We start from the raw sequence: 16746 nt of genomic DNA, 5'->3' as shown, positions 1-16746 counted from the left end.
GCTACAAGCTTCCTGCTCTTACATCACCTTTATTAAAAGGAATAATATCTTGTTTATTCCACACTTCGCATTCTTGCAAAGTAACACACCCCGTTTTAAGTTGCATTTGCCAAACTCCATTTTGTTCGCCGTCTGCATAATAATATGGATAAGGTTTATATCCTAAATCCTTAGACAGTCTAACACTTTCTTCTTTCAATAAAGTCATGGGTGCATCACTATGAGTTTTCCATTCGCCGAATGCATTTTCATATTTAACAATTTGACCTGCCTGCCCATGGCCACAACAACACCCTAATGTTATAACTCCCTTATCATTCAATAATTGAATCTCATTTGCAATACATGCATCTACAAGAACACAATTATGTAATTGATCAGTATTAATTACTTCTACTTTTTTAAGAGTTCCGTGCCAGCACATTGTATCACCTCACCAATAGTATCTACACTATTTATTATGATTATTAACAATAAAAAATAACTCAATAGCTGAGTTACTTATCACTTAACCGATTAAACTAAAGTTCCCTGCTTATCTTACAAAAAAAGCACCCACCGATTGGATGAGTGCCTTAAGTAATTTCCTATTAATAACATAATAACTTATTTAAATGTAAATGCTCTGCTTTTATTCTGCCATTTGTCTGCCACTTTATTTTCCTTTTTCAATTAATGCTTCAATTACGTCCTTAACAATGTCAGTTAGATAGTATTTATGAATAAATCCATCATTATCAAAGGTTGGATTTAATACCTCTTTGTAAACTTCGGATGGAACATCAAATATTTCAGCCTCTGGATCCTCGAGCATTCGCTTTAACATTTTCATTCGTTCAGTTACCTGGTACTTGTCCATATCATTTACCTTAATATTAGTTCACTCCCCTAAAGAAAAGTTACTCTTAATCTTCGTTATTATCTTCATTGTCTTCAATATCAATTAAATCTATGTGTTCCGTAATATCAGCTAATCTCTCATAGATATTTGAATCGGTAATTGGTGTGCTGCTAAATGCCCAAGCTAAAAATATAGTGAACAATACTTTTAAAACAGGTTTAGCATATTTCTCCCAGTTTCTTTTATCGTCTCCTTCAATGTTTCCTTTTTCAACTTCACCGTCAGTCGTGTAGATAACATAATTTATTTTGAAAGCTAAGTTAAAAAAAGCAGGACGTTTTACGTCATACTCAAGGTCCTCTCCATCATCAAAACTACCGCTCTCTGAATCATCTAATAGATCTTCATCATATTCATCAAGAATATCTGTATTGAAGTCTTGGAGTATCCGATTGATTACATTAGAATACGACAAACTTTGTGATAGTAATTTTGGGTTTTTCTTAATAGTGGTTATCGCATCAATACGTTTTAGATACTGATTGAATGATGCGTTCGGGAAATAGTTGGCCCAATTCTGCATATGTTTGTATTCAAACGCTTTTGCTATAGTATTATTGTTCCTTATTGCGTTTTGCTTCTTTATTACATCCATTAAGTGCTGATTACTCAGTATATTGTCCCGAAAACGATTAACTTCATTTATTCTTCTTCTAAAATCATTGATAGCCTTTGCTACATCATTCAAACTATCAGCTCCTTTACTAATTGAGTTACACATATCTTATATACTGTGTAATTAAAGCAACGCCTAAACTCCTTGATACATGTAATTCTATCACAATCTACTAAAATGAGTTACACATCTATTATTTATGGATAATTCATATTGGAAAATATGTCTATAATTCTACTACAACCGTTACCATATAAGGAAAAAGCCTTGTTGATGTAGGTAAAATGGCAAAAATAAAAAGCCCATCTTATTAATGATGAGCTTAAATCTTAAATCCTTTCATGGCTTTATCCATTTCGTCTTGATCTATTCCAATATACCTAAGTGTTGTTTCTTGATCAGCATGATTGAATATCTGCTGCAACATAGCTACATTCCCGTACTTTTTATAGAAATGATAGCCAAATGTCTTTCTTAATGTATGTGTGCCTATGTCGTCTAAACTAACATACTCTGCTGCTTCTCTTAATATCTTGTATGCCATACTGCGTCCGATTGGTTTATTGATACCCTCCCGACTTAAAAACAAATACTCATGATCCTCTTTTCCTTCACAATACTCTTTGAATTCACGCCTTAGTCCAGGAGTCATTTCGATTCGTTTTTTCTTGCCTGTTTTAATTTCTATTAAATTAAAATACGCTTTCTTAGTATCCACGACACGAATCTCTAATATATCCGATATCCGTAACCCACTGTTAATACCAGTAACAAATAACATATAATCTCGATAGCTTTTCTCTTTTAGAAACCTTTTCATTACTCTTATGACCTCTGGGTCACGAATAGGCTGGACGAAGTTCATTCAACCTCACCATCCTTATTCACTCCACAATTCCAGCAATCCTTATTCTGACTATGTTTCTCTCCACATTCTTCACAAGTGACAAGATATACCTCAATCTTTAATATAAAGGCTAATTTATAGAAGGATCTAGCCTTCAATCGATAGTATTTCCGTTCACTATATCCTAGTTCATTGTAAACCTCATAATCGTACACATCATCGCTTTTTAAATATCGATTTATGATGATGGACCTTTCCTGATATGATAATCGATTAACTGCCTTCTGGATCCACCTGATATATTTTTTTCGCTTTCTCTCCTGGTCCATCTTTTTGACAGCAATATCTTCAGTTGAAGAATGAAATTGATTGTTTGGTGTTGGTGGTACAAGACTAAAGGATTGTGTAATCTTAGGTTGTAGTTCTTCTGGTTCCATTAATAAATACATCTGATAGTTTTCTAATGATGATTCAACTGCACTACGTGTTTCCTCGCGATCAATTTCAGGTAATTTAAATTCCATTTGCATTAACTACACCCTTTCTTTTGTCGCTTGCTCAGCCTCTTTAAATAACTGTTTCATGTACTCACTTCTTTTGATTGGATTGACCACACCTGTTCGTTTGTCTCGTCTATAGTTATTTACAGTCCATTTCATTCGATAGGTCATTTTCATTTATTCATAACCCCATGAACGATTAATGCAGCAATAGCTAATAACGCTATATTGGATAAGATAAACGTTATTTCCAGCTGCAGTAAAAGTGAAATTGAATGAGAAATGATTACTAGTACGCTCGCTATTGTTAATGTAGCTATAATGTATGTGAATGCTAATTTCATAAACGAACTCTCCTTCCTAACCGCCAAATAACGACTACCGGCCAACATATGAATAAAAATAATAATAAAAACATGAAATAAGTCTCGGTTGATTTGTCTTCTGCATATTCTTCTGGAGTCTTTTGTGTAGCACATATCACAACACCAATTATTAAATACAAGGATAAAATGAACATGTGATCCCTCCTTTTTATGATTAAAAAAGGACACAAACTAAGAGCATTTGCTCTCAATCTGTGTCCGTCGGTTCTTCCGTAAGGACTTATTTATTCAGTTGTTTCACTATATAGTCGGATTATGAACTAAATAGCTTCAAAATACCTTGCACTTATATTTCTTCTAAATACTTCCCTAAGACCTTTAAGAGTGCCAAAATAGATAATCTCCTTTTCACCCTTTATTTGCTTATTTGCATATCCCTTAGCACATAAATCTTCCCATTCATCATTGGTTTGATTACAATGATAATAATTTCTATATGGTTTTCTTGAATAATCCAAACCAAAACAATGTTTTAGTTTACCGACTTGATAATCAGTTAGCTTCAGGGCTTCTTTTCCCTCGTTAGTAACTCTAAAATAAGCCATGTCACTTTCCCATCCTGGACCCTTAGTAGCAAATCCCGTTTCAACTAAATCGTTCCAACCATTGTCATTCGCTTCCGTATAAAACCTATTTCCATTTTTTAGAGCATGTTCCATATCTCCAATTTGATTTTTATTCAATTTAACTTCTCCTTTCATACTTCGCACTTTTATCTGCCCATTAGATAAACTCTTGCCCCTCTATTCTCAATCTTTGACTACGATCAATATCTAACACTTGCCCATTTTTCCAAATAATTACGTCTTGACCATGATCTTTTGCTGTTACTTTAGTGAGGTGCCCGTTTTTTATCACGTACAATGCATCTTCTTTCAAATCAACTTCCACGGTCATTTTTTCAACATTTGCCAACATTATGCAAGCCCCCATGTTATAATAGATTTATAGGAAATAAGTCGAGAGCTCGCCTCTTGGCTTTTTTATTTGTTCGGCTCTTCCTCTCCGAATTCTACAGCTTGCCGGCACTTAGCATTAATGTGAGTGTATTCCAAAGTATACAAGCTTACTTTCTCAATATCTCTACCGTCACTAGTATGAGTAATACCTAATCGATAAAGATTATTTTTTAAATCTTCTATACGATCATTGACAGCTCGCTCACGTTGTTTTTCGGTTATATCATTCATTTGTTTTATTCCTCCTCTTTTCTCTTAATCTCTCAGCCTGTTTTAATATCATTTTGTCGCATTCATCATCATTAACAGCTACATCTGTTAACCGATTGATTATCTGACCTTTTTTCAGTTCATACGGGAAATTCATTCCATGCCGGGAATACCAAACTCGATTAAGTTCCTGATTATGCACGTTAGAACGCTTTGATATTCTCAGTAATTGGTGTTCAGCTAGGTTGTTGTAATCCATTGATTTGCCTCCTAATTACTTACAGCAGTTTTATATTCGTATTCATTCACACACATTTTTGGTAAATTCGCTCTAACTAATGCTTCAGCAAATGGTGGTGGAACTGAATTACCGCAACGTGCGACTTGCTGTGTTTTCGGATATTTATTGCCTTTATAGTCTCGATCAATGATGTACTCATTTGGAAAGCCTTGTGCTTTAAACAATTCATGTGGCTGCAACATTCTCATTCCAATATCAGCAATACGGTAATCTTGACCTTTGACAGTAACTAAGCCGAATCTGTCTTTTGTTGGTATCGTGTGTAACGGCTCATTCAGTGTTTGGCCAATACCTTGACCATAATATTTGATTAAGAAGGCGGTCACTAATCCAAACCTATTTGCTGTGGGTATGGTTGCTATCGGTTCATCTAACCCACTTGCCCTTGTTTCTTTTCCCTGATGAGTATAGTAGTGTTGAATGAAAAAGGCTTTGTCATTAATTACATAAGGTCTATCTGATTCGATAACGTACTTTTGTAATCCACGATTAATCCTGATCATTGTGTTTTCTTTCAACGGTATTTTTCTTGTATAAACACTTGGTGCAGGAATGTTCCAGTCAATAACTTCTCCTGCTGTTCTGTATGATTTCTTTAGTCCAAGTTGAACATTTAAATCATTTGGTTCTGCATGAGTTGATTCTGGAAATGTTATCGGTTCACCATCACACCTAGCAATCAAGAACAATCGTTTCCTAGTAGTTGGTGCCCCGTAATCACAAGCCTTTAATTCCTTCCAGTCAATTTCATAACCTTTATCCCTAAACTGCCTTACAAATGATTTGAATGTATCCCCTTTTCGTTCTGGATCTGGTTTATCATCTTTCAACGGTCCCCAGGTCTTAAATTCCTCAACATTTTCAAGAATAATAACTCTTGGCCTTACAGTAGCTGCCCATCTGTGTGCAATCCATGCTAAGCCTCTAATCGTTTTATTAACTGGCTTACCACCTTTAGCTTTACTAAAATGCTTGCAGTCAGGAGATAACCAACATAATCCAACCTTGCGACCTTTCACTACTTCTCTTGGGTCAATATCCCAGACGGATTCACAATAATGTTCTGTATCTGGATGATTTGCCTTGTGCATGGCTATTGCAGATGGATCATGATTAATAGCTACATCTACATTTAAGCCAGTCGCTAATTCTATTCCAGTTGATGCACCGCCACCTCCAGCAAAATTATCTACTATAATTTCTCTGAATATATTAAGTTGTCTTTTCAATCAAAACCACTCATTTTCTGTCTTGCTAACATCGATTTCCATAGCCTTAATCACCGCTAATTTGTGTTTCAATTCTCCGTATGACTTGCCATCTGTTTTGGTGTAATTTAACTCGTGAAGTTGCTCTATGATGTCCTCTTTCATTGTCTTTTCATGTACATCTGCTATTCCCACCCCATTCACAACCTTTTATTTTTTTAAGCTGACTCGCCTATCTTCGTCCGGTATTCCAACAGCAATTTATTCATCTTCACTTTGTTATTTGGCTTAAAATATAAATCCAATTCTCTTTGATCATCATCAAATGACAGTACCTTCATTTCTAATACTAGAAATTCAATTAGCAAGGATAAGGATTCATGGCTTTCAGCAATCGATTCAGTATAAACTTCTCTAAGATCCATGGCGTACATCCAAATTAAGAAACTGGTTATACTCTTTTACAAAAGCCAATTCGACTGTACCGATTGGACCATTACGCTGCTTAGCAATTATTACCTCGATAATGTTTTGCTTTTCAGAATCAGCGTAATAATAATCATCCCTGTATAAGAATTCAATGACATCTGCATCTTGCTCTATGCTTCCACTGTCTCGTATATCCGACATTATAGGGCGTTTATCTTGTCTCTTTTCTACTTCTCTAGATAGTTGAGATAAGAGGTAAACAGGGACACCTAAATCCTTGGCCATTTCTTTTAAACTTCTTGTAATTTCACTAACTTCAATATTCTTGTTTTCCGAACGTATTGGAGATCTAATCAACTGCAGATAATCAATTTGCACTAGCATAGGTACATCAGGATATTGTCTTTTTAATTTTTTAACTTTTGAACGAATATCTGGGATTGTTTGACCTGATTTATCGAAAATATGTATGTTCATGTTGTCTAGTTCGCCCATGGCATAAGTGAAATTACTCCAATCATGAGAATCAAAGTACTGTTTTGGGTTTTTCATTTTATAGCCATCAATACGGCCAATGGCTGATATCATTCGCTTATTCAGTAATTCCTCACCCATTTCCAGTGAAAATATTGCTGTTATTCCACCGTTCTTACAGTGTGCTGCAGCATGATTCAACATTTTTGCAGTCTTACCAACACTTGGTCTTGCAGCTGATATAATTAAATCTTCTTTCTGAAAGCCATCTAGCATGCTATTCAAATCTTTAAATCCGGTATCAATACCACTAAGTCCAGGTTCCTGCTTTTCGATTTTTTGATAAAGCTTTTGTAATGATTCCGAGTGATTATAATCATTGTCGTTATTTTCAAGTTCTAATTCAGAATACTCGTTCATAACTTTGGATAAGCCGTCTATACTGTGAATCTCTTTTTCTTGTATCTTTCTTGCCTCACGTATCTTCCAGGCATCAATAATGTATTTTTCATAAGTCTTAAATGGTTCAAGACTTGCAACACTATTCATAAGCTTAGATAAATAAGATTTCCCGCCAATTTTAGATAAATTAGCTGAACCTAGATTCATAACAACTGTAGCAATATCAATTGGCTCATTCTTTTGTTCAATTTCTCTAAATGTTTTAAATAAAATTTGATTCGTTGGTGAAAAGTGCTTAGCTTCAAGTGTTAGTTCTTTTATGAGATCGCCTTTTGTTAGGATGCAACCTAACAATGCGTATTCAGCTTCTTGGTTTGTATCCAACTGCAGCACTCTCCCATTCCCTGCGCTTTCTTAAAAAATCTTTGGAACGCGCTTCTTTTTTGACCTCACGTAAATCCGATAAACTTGGTGGAAACTTATTTTCTAATGCATATCGTTCTGCATTTCTCATGATTACTGCTGGATTCTGGTCTTTTAACAACCTTGCCCAGGTATCAATTTTGATTTGGTCAATACTAAAACTCGGATATGCATCAGCTAATAATCTCAGAACTTCAAAAACTTTTTCTCTGTTCATGATAAGTCGAATGCCTCCTTACTTTTTGCCTTAGTGCCATTTGCATGTACATGTTTAGCAAAATTTTTCAAAGGTTCCGCCTCATCGATGAACTTTCGAACATCCTTGTCGCGCATTAGATCTGCTAATGTGTACTTGTGAGTGAACCAGTAGTTATCACCAAAATAAACTTTACTGTAGTTATCAATAACCTGTATAAGCTGTTCATAAGTGTAATCTCTTAATCTAGCTCTTATCGATGATTTGATAGGGTTTGTCATTTTACTGTGTTGAATAATATTTTTAGATATATAGTGATCGAACAGATCACGGACAGTATATTCTTCTTCTTCTTCTTCTTCTTCTTCTTCTTTTTCTTCTTCTTGTCCACTTATCGTGGGCGTATCGTGGTACGTATCGTATAAAACCTTGACTTCCTTGCGTTCAACGCTTTCCCCAACATATTTAATTAAGTTTCTGTCTTTTACATCTTTAAGTTCTGCAGTTACACAATCCAAAATTGGTTTACCGCCACGATTAAAGTTATATCTTCCCCAATTCTTTAAAGCTATTTCTCTAGTATCGGAGTTATAAGCAACAATCCCATGGTGTCTAATAAATCTGTCCAGTAATGAGTTAATACTTTCTATCGAATACCCAGTGTCAAAGGCCATTTGCTTTTTGGTGATTTGATAGATACCTATTTGCGTTGTGCTTGAGTTGGTTAAGAGATAAAGGAAAAAGAATTTATCTTCTGGTGTCATTTCCTCAACTACTTTTGGATCATTCCAAAAATCGGTATGCACCATTCTAAATTTAGCCATTTACAGACCTCCGTATTTGAACATTTATTTTTTTAGTTCAATTCGTTCACAAATTGCAAAGCCATTTTTAATATTAGTAACGGTGTAATGAGGATAACGCTGCATATACTCTAAAGCTTTATTATGTATTTCTTGTTGGTTTTCAGCTTTGTCATAAACCCATTTAGGCAACAATACTCTAAAAGGTACTAGCATTCGTTATCCCCCTTCTATTGCATCAGTATTTGTTAGGCAATAATTGTAATTCTTCCAGATTCAATCTCTTTCTTAAGTTCAACACCAAGGTATACTGCAATGTTTGAGATTGCTTCTAGCTTCCAAGCTCCACCATCAGCCTCAAATAATGCACATTCTGGACCAGATTTCATACGGAAAACAAAATCACTTTGTGGTTGTTCAACTTCTGTGAATGTACGATACGGTGCTATGTTTACAGGATTTGGTACTTCCACATTTCCAACATTTGCAACACCTGTTCTAGCAACCACTTTTTGAGATACACCATCATCACCATGCGTATGAACGTTTTCCTCTTGGATGTTTCCAACTATTTTAAGCATGATGTCACGATCTTCACTTTTTACAAAAGTGGACTGCAGCTTAATGTTGAATGATTCGGTATCATAGAAACGATCAAAATGAAATGTCGGTGTCATTGCTTTAGCAAGGATCCATTCACTTCTGTTTTCATCACCGTTTAATTGTGATTGCACAAGTACGCTTGTTGGACTTTCTACATGGACAATTGCGTGACCGCTTCCATCAAATTCGGATTTTAAATAATCAACTACCCCGGACAAAGTATTTACTTCCAGTGCACTTGCGGTCGGTTCTTTTAAAAGATGTAATGGCTTGTCCGAGTAATCTTGACCATTTCTATCATGAATTTCTGCTTTTCCTAACCCTACAACGTACTGAATAGCTTCTTTAATCATTTGGGTATTCCTCCAATTATTAATTTGTTTTTGTATATGTGTATTAACAACTAACGAATAACAAATATTCTTGCTGACATCCTCAATCCTTTACTTTTGCAACACGGGCACCTCCTTTTATTGGAAGTTTCATTAATGCTAATAAAAAATATATGACCATTTTCACACTCAAACCGATTTAGGTTCACATTTCTCATCTCTTTCGCAATTTGTCTAAGGAATTATTTCCGTTGCTCCCTAAAATTAAGCACTTTCTCCTCTTGCTCAACCTTCTCGCCATCGTCTTTGGAAACATCGCCTTCATTGTCCAGAAACAATTGCCCTTTGACACCGGACCTAAGTTCTTTCCCAACAAAATTGCCCTTTTCATCAGCGCCCATCATAATTTTTGTTTGCACTTCTTTCGATGGCTGCAGCTTAACCTTTGTTTGAACAGCAGTGTTCAATATTTCCCTTGTTTCATCGCCGTGAATGTTGATAGAAACTGTAATGGTTCTGTTTTTATGTGGTTCCGTATTTGGGTCAGCGATGTTTTCAAGAACCCTTTCTAATTCCGTGTTTACTTTTTCCGCTAATGCACCATCAGCAAGTTTGTTTAAATCAATCATGTGCTCCATTATTTCCCTCCTATTGTCAAATTTGAATACTGGATGTATAATTATGTGAATGATTCATACAACTCTACTCGACCCACTGTAATGGGTCTTTTTTTGTGCCTTCCTTTCAATCGTCATGCTCGATTACTCCAGTACCACAGTTCTCACAATGGCTCTCATACCTGATTTGCGGTTTTGGATACCATAATTTCCACTTCTCCATCTGTCCGCACTCCTCACAAGTTGTGTAATTTATAATCAACCCTCCTTTCTATGGCTTTAACAGCGGTGACTAACGACGCGCTATTGTAGTGCTAGTCGCACCTTAGTAAGTAGGAACAGCAGTCAATTAACGGAGTGGGGGATGAAATTCCTGCTCCTACTCACTAAGGAAGGACTAGCGTGCCCATTCCTTTTGTGCTAATATATAATTATCGATTAAGTTATGACTCACTGTTTGCGCAGTGGGTTATTTTTTTGCATATTCTTCATAAGTCTCAATTTTTTCCTCCAAGTTGTTTCGTCCTCTGATAAGAACACGTCGAACTCCTTCTGGAAGGTCTCCCCAGTTAGACTTAATCCATTCTTCTGTTTCTGCTATATATGCCTTAAATTCTTCAGCTCTTTCCGTCCATTTGTTCATTTATTTCACTCCTTTCTCTCAACCACTTGTAATCATCGAAATATACAAGAATATTACAGCTGCAATGCCTGCTATAGCATGAAAATACTTATAACCTTGCTTACTCACATCGGATACCACCTTTGTGGCTGATTCAATAAATGATGTAAATACATGCGATTCCCAGCTCGCTTCTTATAAGCTAATTTGTCTAATTCTGTTAGTGATTTTGTTAGGCTAAGAGCCATTCTTTGGGCGTTCATGAAATCACTTTTATTTGTATATGAATTAATTAATTCAAGGCTTCCTGCTATATTTTTAAATGCTAATTCCGCTATTGGTATATCTTGTTCTAGAAAGTGTTCTTCGAAATTCATTTGATCCACCCCCGCGCTTTCCATGTCGGTATTCGATTTTTCATACAAGCTTTAATTGATATGGAGTACTCCTGTTCCAAACAAGTTAAAAATGAATTAATACTTGCCTGAACATCCAGTAATTCTTTTGCGCTATCTTCTATTTGCTTCAATTCACTTTCATCAGCATGCTGTGGTGGTTTTATCAGGCTGACCTCATTGAAGCGGTCAATGGCTTCTACAGCTTCTTGCTTGAATACTTCCTCCAGTGCTAATCGATGCCATTCAATCGCTTTCCCTGAATTGGTCAGTGGTGTTATGTAATCCTCGGCTGTTTCTCTTGCAACGTGAAAGCCATATTCTGCATCATCGTAATAAGTAACACTGCTTTTTGCTAAATCCTTTGTTAAATCCCTTTCATTACCTTCCAATTTCGAAACGAGCTGCTGACTGATGTATAAATCGTTTGCTAAATTCTCTTGTGAAAGCCCCTTTCTTCCCCTCATATCTTTCAGGACTTTTCCTGCTTTCATTATTCAATTCTCCTTTTGTAGTAATTTAATAAAACATAAATACATAAATTGATAGTATGGTAAATTTATAAGCTACTAACTTGGACGCTTTCGGATTCTTGTTCACGGATCCATGAATCAATTGCTTCTTTAGAAAACATGATTCTGCGACGTAACCTGAAATGCGGTATTTCTTTTTGCCGAACCATGGTGTAAATGGTATCGCGGTGTATGCCTAAATATTGTGATGCTTGCTGTACTGTGAATCGTTCCATTTAGATCACCTTTCCTTGTATAGATATTTGGTATTTAATGGCCATGTCTTTTATGATGGCAAGATAAATTTCTGTTAGCCGCTTATCATGTTCAATAACATCCATTTTGTTCGTTTTTTCAATTCTAGATTTCGATGCGCCTTCAAACGCCATGTTTCGTTTAAGATTTTGCAACCGGCGACTCAAATCACACTTTCCGCGATCTTCTAACAATTGATAGCTTTCTTTTCGGACATCTTGATAGGACTTATCCTTGCCAAGTTTGAATGCTATTGAATTAATGAGTGTATTTACATCCGAGCGCCAGTCTTTTGGATTTAATGAAATAATGTCTGTCACGTTATCAATGCGCTCATTAGCATAATCAACTGAACCTTTAAGTAGTTTTAGTTCCTTTTCTTGATTAACGAATTGCTCTGCAAACATCAACATCATTTCTGCCTGTGAGTTTGGTTGCTGCATGCGATTATTTTTTTCAAGATCGATGAAGTATTGACGGATTTTCATACCGACCTCATTTCTTTGGATCATAGTAATGTGCTTTGCTGTATCCAAAGTTAATACATAGTCTTGAGATGGCCTTCCAGATGTTTTACTCAAAAGTGAGTAAAAGTCTACATTCTCGGTGAAACCAACTGAAATTAAATTGCGTTGAATCCAGTCATTAAATCTTGTAAAGATAAAAAGTGCTTCATGTAGTTCTCTGGCAAAAACAACTTTCTCACCTTTTAATGTTTCGTATACAGGCAATAAATCATTAGCAATTGTTTTTAATTGCAACTAGATCACCTCCGCGCCATTAGTTTGAGTTTCTTGTACTTTTTTACCAAATAAAAACTCAACTTCTTTATCTAGAGTCTTTGCTATTTCTATAGCTGTTACTAAAGTAGGTGTTGAGTGACCATTTTCCCAATTGGCGACTGATTGTTTCCCTTTGAATCCAAGCATTTCCGCCAACTGTGTCTGATTTAAGTGTTTTCGTTTCCGAGCTTCAATCAGTCTCATGTTTTTCATGCAATCACCTCCGAAGGTATGAGTAACTTGAACCTTGAATTCATTATAAGTACAAGAAACTTGAATGTCAATAGTTTTGTACAAGATTTTCATACTTTTATTTTATTATTCTTATTAATAGAGTACAATGTACTTGTACCGAGGATTAGGGGGATAACTATGTTTCCAAAAAGATTAAAATACCTTAGAAAACTAAGAGGATATTCACAAGAGGGTTTAGGTAATAAAATAAATGCCACAAAAAGTACTATAAGTAATTATGAGAACGACTACAGTACTCCATCAAATGATGTTCTAAAAGACATTGCAGATGTACTACATACAACCACAGACTACCTTTTAGGTAGAACTGAAAAAATAAATGAATCTGAGAATGAAGAATTCGACTCCCTATCCGAAATCAACCGCCTTATTAAAGAATTTGGAATAGATCAATCCGGATTCTTTGATGTCGAAAAGTGGAAAAACATGGGACCAGAGGAAATTAAAGAATTAGAGAATTACTTTGAATACATCACGGAAAAGGCACAAAAAAAGAATCTCGATCAAGATTCTTTTAAAAAAAGTTAATTAAATATAATTATAGTAATATTAAATTAAATTTTAACTAACATAACTTTATCGCACACCAAATCTTGTAATAGTGTGTTTTTTTTATTGATAATTTAAGACAGAAGGAGATATAAAATATGAAATTGAAATGGATTGCTATACTTTTTTTAACATTAGTTTTAACTGCTTGCAATTCTGATGGACAGGCCGAAGGAAATAATACGGATGAACCGAAAAAGGACGAAGCCACAGAGACTACGAATGAGAATACCAAACAAACGTCTTCCGATTTAGAAGAAACGGCATCGTCTGAAAAATCAAATTCAAATGAACCTAAAAAACTGACAGAACCTGGACAAACTATCCAAGAAAATGGTTACACTGTCGAGCTAGTTAAAATGAAAACACTTAATGAAACAATAAAAGTATCTCCATTAACTATTAATTTAAAAGATGCAAAGTTAATAAAATTAAAAAATATGTCGGATTCCTTCAGAATGGATATGGAATATTATGCTGGAGAGCAAATCGGTAAGGAAGCTACCTATCTACAACTAGACTATTCAGTTGAAAATATGGAAGATAAAAATGTCGGTTGGAAAGGTTTAAATACTATAGTGACAGATAAAAAGGAACAAATAAACCTGGCGGAAAAGGATTTTGTAACAGATGATACCGATACTTCAAATGAATTTTTTGGTCAAGTAATCAAAGAAGGTGTTGATAGTGTTATCTTACAAAATCCGGATATTAATAATTTGAAATTAATATTTGGTGATAGTTATGATTCCGCCTCTTACGAAACAATATCTGAAGGCAAAGAGATTGAACTAACTTTTTGATAAACCTATAAAATATGGTGTGCATTAATTTGTACACCCTTTATTATACAATTGAATAGAACATATGTTTGCAATAAATTGATAGGATGGTGATAAATTGGTTTATACAGCTACCGCTTTAGAAGATTGGATTTCACAAAGATACATAAAATCTCGAATTCAATCAGCTAGTGATATTAGTATTGAACGAATAGCAATGATCCACAATATTTTTATTAATTTTAGGGAAATGCCAGCCAGGTACGATATACATGGTCGGTATAAAGCAATTGTCCTGGATGCAAGGTGTAGTCCAGAAGAGCAACGTGAACAATTTTTCCATGAACTGTGTCATATACTAAGGCATGTTGGTCATCAAACGATGATGCCAGCTGCATTCCGTGAATTACAGGAATGGGATGCCAGGCATTTTACGATGTATGCAACAATGCCTTATTTCATGTTAGTAGATTATGACTTTGAAAACCCTTATTTAATACATGATTTGGCATTTGACTTTGATGTGACAGAGCAATTGTGTCAGAAAAGAATTGAACATATTCAGAGAAATATTATGACAAACAGTTTCATGGTAGCTGAACGCAATCATTATTTTTTTTAACCATAACCGAACATACATTCTCATTAATTTGTATTACTTTGAAACGGTTTAACTACACAATTTAATTTTATGCTTAACAAGAGGTGATGATAGTGGGAAGTTACCAAAGAAGAGGCGAAAACTCATTTTTACTTGTAGTCGAATTAGGTTATGACGGAAAAGGGATTCGAAAAAAGAAAACCAGGACGCTTCAGGTAAAGGATAAGGCGTTGCTGCGAACCAAGAAGAGATTAGAAAATTACATCGAAAGTGAACTATATAAGTTCCAGGCAGAAGTGGAATCAGGTGAATACATATCACCCGAAAAAAGGAAATTCAGCGATTATATAAGTGATTGGCGTAATAAGTTTGCTAAAAACAATTATGCGGCTAGAACGCTTCAGAATTATAATGAGAAATTAAATAATTATATACTTCCCTACTTTGGAAGTAAAAGGCTTGATCAGATAAAACCTATTCATGTAGTTAATTTCATGAGTGAGGTTTCTCAACCTGGAGCAGCGGCTAGCAAAAGGGAAGAACCTTTATCTGGTGCCACCATTTATGAGATAGATAAGACTCTAAGAGTGGTATTAAATAAGGCTGTAGAATGGCAGCTCATTAAGAAAAGTCCAATGGATGGTCTGAAACGTCCTAAAATCAAGAAAAAAGAAATGAATTATTATGAAATGGATGATGTTATCAAGTTCATCTTAGCTCTATACAAAGAACCGGTTAACTGGCGTATGTTCTTTTTAACTTCTGCGATAGCTGGAATGCGACGAGGTGAAGTGCTGGCTTTGGAATGGACTGATTATGACTTTGAGGAGAATGAAATACTATTAAAGAAAAGCATACCTTTTTTTGAAAATGGAGAACCACATATAAAAAATACCAAAACGAACGAGATTATTAGAAGGATATCTATGCCTGGTTGGTACATGGAAGAAATGGGTCAATATAAAAAGAAATGGTACCAAGAAAAAAAGGATTGCGGGGATTGGTGGAAAGGTGGTTCAAATACTTTTTTGTTCCATAAAGGTTTTGGAATACCTTATATCCCTAGTACAGTAAATAAAACATGGACCAATATAAAAAAACGACATGGACTTAAAAATATAAGACTTCACGATTTAAGACATACAATGGTAACTTATCTTCTTGAGGATGGAGAAAGTTTGTTAAATGTCCAAAATAGAGCTGGCCATTCAAGTTCAAAAATCACAACAGACATTTATGGCCATGTCTCGAAAAGGGCAAGCAAATCGACAGCTGAAAGGTTCGAAAAGTTCAACCCAAAACATTTGGTCAACAATTCGTCAACAAGTACAGATTTTGATTGAGTAATGAAAACAAATAACGTTGATATATCAGTATTTATTGTCTACATCAAAACTGGGCAAAGGTGAAAGAAATCACCCTGCCCCGAAGATGGAATCGATATATAATTATCATTTATTATAATATTATTCTATTCATTTGAAAAGCAATCTGTTTCATCAAAAGTAATTAGCATACATTTCGTCCCTATTGTTGAGGAACCCATTTTTTAACGGAATGATAATCCAGTTAACTGACTTGACGGATCCTCATTCCGTTATTCCCTTTAAAACCCCTCTTTTAAGCAGGGGGGTGAATCCTCATTCCGCTATTTGTCATTTTCACCTCAAATTCGGCTGATTTTCTGCTATTAGCTACTATGAACAAAACTGGCTCCTTAATCGTAAAGTCGTGGGTTAATTTGGTAGACTGTTTACTAAGAAAGAAAAACCCAAATCAGAGCCAC

At 35.1% G+C, this 16746-nt stretch carries 31 protein-coding genes; 4 read left to right on the top strand and 27 right to left on the bottom strand.

All coding sequences use genetic code 11. The features are described from left to right. Window position 1: 1 nt before the first annotated feature. The 27 genes from J2Z82_RS15715 to J2Z82_RS15585 all read right to left on the bottom strand — a co-directional run bounded on the left by J2Z82_RS15715 (window position 2) and on the right by J2Z82_RS15585 (window position 12986). The gene (locus tag J2Z82_RS15715; RefSeq protein WP_209481763.1) at window positions 2-424 is read right to left on the bottom strand and encodes a hypothetical protein; all 423 of its coding nucleotides are present in this window, start codon (window positions 422-424) and stop codon (window positions 2-4) included. A 231-nt stretch (window positions 425-655) separates the two neighbouring features. Then, complete coding sequence (locus J2Z82_RS15710; protein ID WP_209481762.1) at window positions 656-859, bottom strand: hypothetical protein; 204 nt, start codon at window positions 857-859, stop codon at window positions 656-658. A 46-nt stretch (window positions 860-905) separates the two neighbouring features. Continuing rightward, complete coding sequence (locus tag J2Z82_RS15705; protein ID WP_209481761.1) at window positions 906-1589, bottom strand: hypothetical protein; 684 nt, start codon at window positions 1587-1589, stop codon at window positions 906-908. Window positions 1590-1839: 250 nt separating this feature from the next. Then, window positions 1840-2382, bottom strand: a complete 543-nt coding sequence (locus J2Z82_RS15700) for a site-specific integrase (RefSeq protein WP_209481760.1) — start codon at window positions 2380-2382, stop codon at window positions 1840-1842. Continuing rightward, window positions 2379-2894 (bottom strand): ArpU family phage packaging/lysis transcriptional regulator, encoded by a 516-nt coding sequence (locus J2Z82_RS15695; protein ID WP_209481759.1) that lies wholly within the window; start codon window positions 2892-2894, stop codon window positions 2379-2381. The genes J2Z82_RS15700 and J2Z82_RS15695 overlap by 4 nt, the downstream gene beginning before the upstream one ends. Before the next feature lie 3 nt (window positions 2895-2897). Beyond that, window positions 2898-3041 carry a hypothetical protein gene (locus J2Z82_RS15690; protein ID WP_209481757.1) on the bottom strand — a complete coding sequence of 48 codons (144 nt, stop codon included), beginning with the start codon at window positions 3039-3041 and terminating at the stop codon, window positions 2898-2900. Continuing rightward, complete coding sequence (locus J2Z82_RS15685; protein WP_209481755.1) at window positions 3038-3208, bottom strand: hypothetical protein; 171 nt, start codon at window positions 3206-3208, stop codon at window positions 3038-3040. The genes J2Z82_RS15690 and J2Z82_RS15685 overlap by 4 nt, the downstream gene beginning before the upstream one ends. Then, window positions 3205-3384, bottom strand: a complete 180-nt coding sequence (locus J2Z82_RS15680; protein ID WP_209481754.1) for a hypothetical protein — start codon at window positions 3382-3384, stop codon at window positions 3205-3207. Before J2Z82_RS15680 ends, J2Z82_RS15685 begins: the two co-directional genes overlap by 4 nt. 126 nt (window positions 3385-3510) lie before the next feature. Then, window positions 3511-3933, bottom strand: a complete 423-nt coding sequence (locus J2Z82_RS15675; RefSeq protein WP_209481752.1) for a hypothetical protein — start codon at window positions 3931-3933, stop codon at window positions 3511-3513. A gap of 40 nt (window positions 3934-3973) precedes the next feature. Beyond that, a complete protein-coding gene (locus J2Z82_RS15670; RefSeq protein WP_209481750.1) occupies window positions 3974-4168 on the bottom strand; it encodes a DUF3954 domain-containing protein in 195 nt (64 codons plus the stop codon). 65 nt (window positions 4169-4233) lie between these two features. Continuing rightward, window positions 4234-4440 (bottom strand): hypothetical protein, encoded by a 207-nt coding sequence (locus J2Z82_RS15665; RefSeq protein ID WP_209481748.1) that lies wholly within the window; start codon window positions 4438-4440, stop codon window positions 4234-4236. Then, window positions 4433-4678, bottom strand: a complete 246-nt coding sequence (locus tag J2Z82_RS15660) for a hypothetical protein (RefSeq protein WP_209481746.1) — start codon at window positions 4676-4678, stop codon at window positions 4433-4435. The genes J2Z82_RS15665 and J2Z82_RS15660 overlap by 8 nt, the downstream gene beginning before the upstream one ends. Window positions 4679-4689: 11 nt before the next feature. Next, a complete protein-coding gene (locus J2Z82_RS15655) occupies window positions 4690-5949 on the bottom strand; it encodes a DNA cytosine methyltransferase (protein ID WP_209481744.1) in 1260 nt (419 codons plus the stop codon). Then, the gene (locus tag J2Z82_RS15650; protein ID WP_209481742.1) at window positions 5950-6123 is read right to left on the bottom strand and encodes a hypothetical protein; all 174 of its coding nucleotides are present in this window, start codon (window positions 6121-6123) and stop codon (window positions 5950-5952) included. Window positions 6124-6146: 23 nt separating this feature from the next. After that, window positions 6147-6353, bottom strand: a complete 207-nt coding sequence (locus J2Z82_RS15645; protein ID WP_209481740.1) for a hypothetical protein — start codon at window positions 6351-6353, stop codon at window positions 6147-6149. Beyond that, window positions 6343-7617, bottom strand: a complete 1275-nt coding sequence (gene dnaB / locus J2Z82_RS15640; RefSeq protein ID WP_209481738.1) for a replicative DNA helicase — start codon at window positions 7615-7617, stop codon at window positions 6343-6345. The genes J2Z82_RS15645 and dnaB overlap by 11 nt, the downstream gene beginning before the upstream one ends. Further along, the gene (locus J2Z82_RS15635) at window positions 7595-7873 is read right to left on the bottom strand and encodes a replicative helicase loader/inhibitor (RefSeq protein WP_209481736.1); all 279 of its coding nucleotides are present in this window, start codon (window positions 7871-7873) and stop codon (window positions 7595-7597) included. Before J2Z82_RS15635 ends, dnaB begins: the two co-directional genes overlap by 23 nt. Further along, window positions 7870-8676 carry a chromosomal replication initiator DnaA gene (locus J2Z82_RS15630; protein WP_209481734.1) on the bottom strand — a complete coding sequence of 269 codons (807 nt, stop codon included), beginning with the start codon at window positions 8674-8676 and terminating at the stop codon, window positions 7870-7872. Before J2Z82_RS15630 ends, J2Z82_RS15635 begins: the two co-directional genes overlap by 4 nt. Window positions 8677-8700: 24 nt before the next feature. Further along, the gene (locus J2Z82_RS15625; protein WP_209481732.1) at window positions 8701-8871 is read right to left on the bottom strand and encodes a hypothetical protein; all 171 of its coding nucleotides are present in this window, start codon (window positions 8869-8871) and stop codon (window positions 8701-8703) included. Window positions 8872-8903: 32 nt separating this feature from the next. Then, window positions 8904-9611 carry a hypothetical protein gene (locus J2Z82_RS15620; RefSeq protein ID WP_209481730.1) on the bottom strand — a complete coding sequence of 236 codons (708 nt, stop codon included), beginning with the start codon at window positions 9609-9611 and terminating at the stop codon, window positions 8904-8906. Window positions 9612-9832: 221 nt separating this feature from the next. Next, window positions 9833-10228 (bottom strand): replication terminator protein, encoded by a 396-nt coding sequence (locus tag J2Z82_RS15615; RefSeq protein WP_245251749.1) that lies wholly within the window; start codon window positions 10226-10228, stop codon window positions 9833-9835. A gap of 448 nt (window positions 10229-10676) precedes the next feature. After that, on the bottom strand, window positions 10677-10850 hold the full coding sequence (locus J2Z82_RS15610) for a hypothetical protein (RefSeq protein WP_209481728.1): 174 nt from the start codon (window positions 10848-10850) through the stop codon (window positions 10677-10679). 104 nt (window positions 10851-10954) lie between these two features. Further along, a complete protein-coding gene (locus tag J2Z82_RS15605) occupies window positions 10955-11206 on the bottom strand; it encodes a hypothetical protein (RefSeq protein ID WP_209481727.1) in 252 nt (83 codons plus the stop codon). Further along, on the bottom strand, window positions 11203-11718 hold the full coding sequence (locus tag J2Z82_RS15600) for a helix-turn-helix transcriptional regulator (RefSeq protein WP_209481725.1): 516 nt from the start codon (window positions 11716-11718) through the stop codon (window positions 11203-11205). Before J2Z82_RS15600 ends, J2Z82_RS15605 begins: the two co-directional genes overlap by 4 nt. A 65-nt stretch (window positions 11719-11783) precedes the next feature. Continuing rightward, the gene (locus tag J2Z82_RS15595; protein ID WP_209481723.1) at window positions 11784-11972 is read right to left on the bottom strand and encodes a helix-turn-helix domain-containing protein; all 189 of its coding nucleotides are present in this window, start codon (window positions 11970-11972) and stop codon (window positions 11784-11786) included. Further along, the gene (locus tag J2Z82_RS15590; protein WP_209481721.1) at window positions 11973-12752 is read right to left on the bottom strand and encodes an antA/AntB antirepressor family protein; all 780 of its coding nucleotides are present in this window, start codon (window positions 12750-12752) and stop codon (window positions 11973-11975) included. It lies immediately after the preceding gene. Beyond that, entirely contained in the window at window positions 12753-12986 is a 234-nt protein-coding gene (locus J2Z82_RS15585; protein ID WP_209481719.1) for a helix-turn-helix transcriptional regulator, read from the bottom strand. Window positions 12987-13145: 159 nt separating this feature from the next. Here J2Z82_RS15585 and J2Z82_RS15580 point away from each other — a divergent pair, with 159 nt between their 5' ends. The 4 genes from J2Z82_RS15580 to J2Z82_RS15565 all read left to right on the top strand — a co-directional run bounded on the left by J2Z82_RS15580 (window position 13146) and on the right by J2Z82_RS15565 (window position 16303). Beyond that, a complete protein-coding gene (locus J2Z82_RS15580) occupies window positions 13146-13556 on the top strand; it encodes a helix-turn-helix domain-containing protein (RefSeq protein WP_209481717.1) in 411 nt (136 codons plus the stop codon). A 119-nt stretch (window positions 13557-13675) separates the two neighbouring features. Beyond that, on the top strand, window positions 13676-14380 hold the full coding sequence (locus tag J2Z82_RS15575; protein WP_209481715.1) for a hypothetical protein: 705 nt from the start codon (window positions 13676-13678) through the stop codon (window positions 14378-14380). Between the two features lie 97 nt (window positions 14381-14477). Continuing rightward, window positions 14478-14981 carry an ImmA/IrrE family metallo-endopeptidase gene (locus tag J2Z82_RS15570; protein ID WP_245251748.1) on the top strand — a complete coding sequence of 168 codons (504 nt, stop codon included), beginning with the start codon at window positions 14478-14480 and terminating at the stop codon, window positions 14979-14981. 92 nt (window positions 14982-15073) lie between these two features. Further along, entirely contained in the window at window positions 15074-16303 is a 1230-nt protein-coding gene (locus J2Z82_RS15565) for a tyrosine-type recombinase/integrase (RefSeq protein WP_209481713.1), read from the top strand. Window positions 16304-16746: the final 443 nt, after the last annotated feature.

This window comes from Virgibacillus litoralis (assembly GCF_017873675.1).
Classification (GTDB): domain Bacteria; phylum Bacillota; class Bacilli; order Bacillales; family Amphibacillaceae; genus Lentibacillus; species Lentibacillus litoralis.
This window is presented reverse-complemented; position numbering and strand designations above follow the sequence as displayed.

Excerpts from the sequence above, each read along its gene's own strand:
- J2Z82_RS15685 (WP_209481755.1), bottom strand. The coding sequence starts at position 3,208 with ATGAAATTAGCATTCACATACATTATAGCTACATTAACAATAGCGAGC.
- J2Z82_RS15610 (WP_209481728.1), bottom strand. The coding sequence starts at position 10,850 with ATGAACAAATGGACGGAAAGAGCTGAAGAATTTAAGGCATATATAGCA.
- J2Z82_RS15615 (WP_245251749.1), bottom strand. The coding sequence starts at position 10,228 with ATGGAGCACATGATTGATTTAAACAAACTTGCTGATGGTGCATTAGCG.
- J2Z82_RS15600 (WP_209481725.1), bottom strand. The coding sequence starts at position 11,718 with ATGAAAGCAGGAAAAGTCCTGAAAGATATGAGGGGAAGAAAGGGGCTT.
- J2Z82_RS15670 (WP_209481750.1), bottom strand. The coding sequence starts at position 4,168 with ATGTTGGCAAATGTTGAAAAAATGACCGTGGAAGTTGATTTGAAAGAA.
- J2Z82_RS15620 (WP_209481730.1), bottom strand. The coding sequence starts at position 9,611 with ATGATTAAAGAAGCTATTCAGTACGTTGTAGGGTTAGGAAAAGCAGAA.
- J2Z82_RS15645 (WP_209481740.1), bottom strand. The coding sequence starts at position 6,353 with ATGGATCTTAGAGAAGTTTATACTGAATCGATTGCTGAAAGCCATGAA.
- J2Z82_RS15635 (WP_209481736.1), bottom strand. The coding sequence starts at position 7,873 with ATGAACAGAGAAAAAGTTTTTGAAGTTCTGAGATTATTAGCTGATGCA.
- J2Z82_RS15605 (WP_209481727.1), bottom strand. The coding sequence starts at position 11,206 with ATGAATTTCGAAGAACACTTTCTAGAACAAGATATACCAATAGCGGAA.
- J2Z82_RS15630 (WP_209481734.1), bottom strand. The coding sequence starts at position 8,676 with ATGGCTAAATTTAGAATGGTGCATACCGATTTTTGGAATGATCCAAAA.
- J2Z82_RS15690 (WP_209481757.1), bottom strand. The coding sequence starts at position 3,041 with ATGAAAATGACCTATCGAATGAAATGGACTGTAAATAACTATAGACGA.
- J2Z82_RS15660 (WP_209481746.1), bottom strand. The coding sequence starts at position 4,678 with ATGGATTACAACAACCTAGCTGAACACCAATTACTGAGAATATCAAAG.
- J2Z82_RS15715 (WP_209481763.1), bottom strand. The coding sequence starts at position 424 with ATGTGCTGGCACGGAACTCTTAAAAAAGTAGAAGTAATTAATACTGAT.
- J2Z82_RS15695 (WP_209481759.1), bottom strand. The coding sequence starts at position 2,894 with ATGCAAATGGAATTTAAATTACCTGAAATTGATCGCGAGGAAACACGT.
- J2Z82_RS15625 (WP_209481732.1), bottom strand. The coding sequence starts at position 8,871 with ATGCTAGTACCTTTTAGAGTATTGTTGCCTAAATGGGTTTATGACAAA.
- J2Z82_RS15680 (WP_209481754.1), bottom strand. The coding sequence starts at position 3,384 with ATGTTCATTTTATCCTTGTATTTAATAATTGGTGTTGTGATATGTGCT.
- J2Z82_RS15710 (WP_209481762.1), bottom strand. The coding sequence starts at position 859 with ATGGACAAGTACCAGGTAACTGAACGAATGAAAATGTTAAAGCGAATG.
- J2Z82_RS15595 (WP_209481723.1), bottom strand. The coding sequence starts at position 11,972 with ATGGAACGATTCACAGTACAGCAAGCATCACAATATTTAGGCATACAC.
- J2Z82_RS15700 (WP_209481760.1), bottom strand. The coding sequence starts at position 2,382 with ATGAACTTCGTCCAGCCTATTCGTGACCCAGAGGTCATAAGAGTAATG.
- J2Z82_RS15665 (WP_209481748.1), bottom strand. The coding sequence starts at position 4,440 with ATGAATGATATAACCGAAAAACAACGTGAGCGAGCTGTCAATGATCGT.
- J2Z82_RS15585 (WP_209481719.1), bottom strand. The coding sequence starts at position 12,986 with ATGAAAAACATGAGACTGATTGAAGCTCGGAAACGAAAACACTTAAAT.
- J2Z82_RS15580 (WP_209481717.1), top strand. The coding sequence starts at position 13,146 with ATGTTTCCAAAAAGATTAAAATACCTTAGAAAACTAAGAGGATATTCA.
- J2Z82_RS15575 (WP_209481715.1), top strand. The coding sequence starts at position 13,676 with ATGAAATTGAAATGGATTGCTATACTTTTTTTAACATTAGTTTTAACT.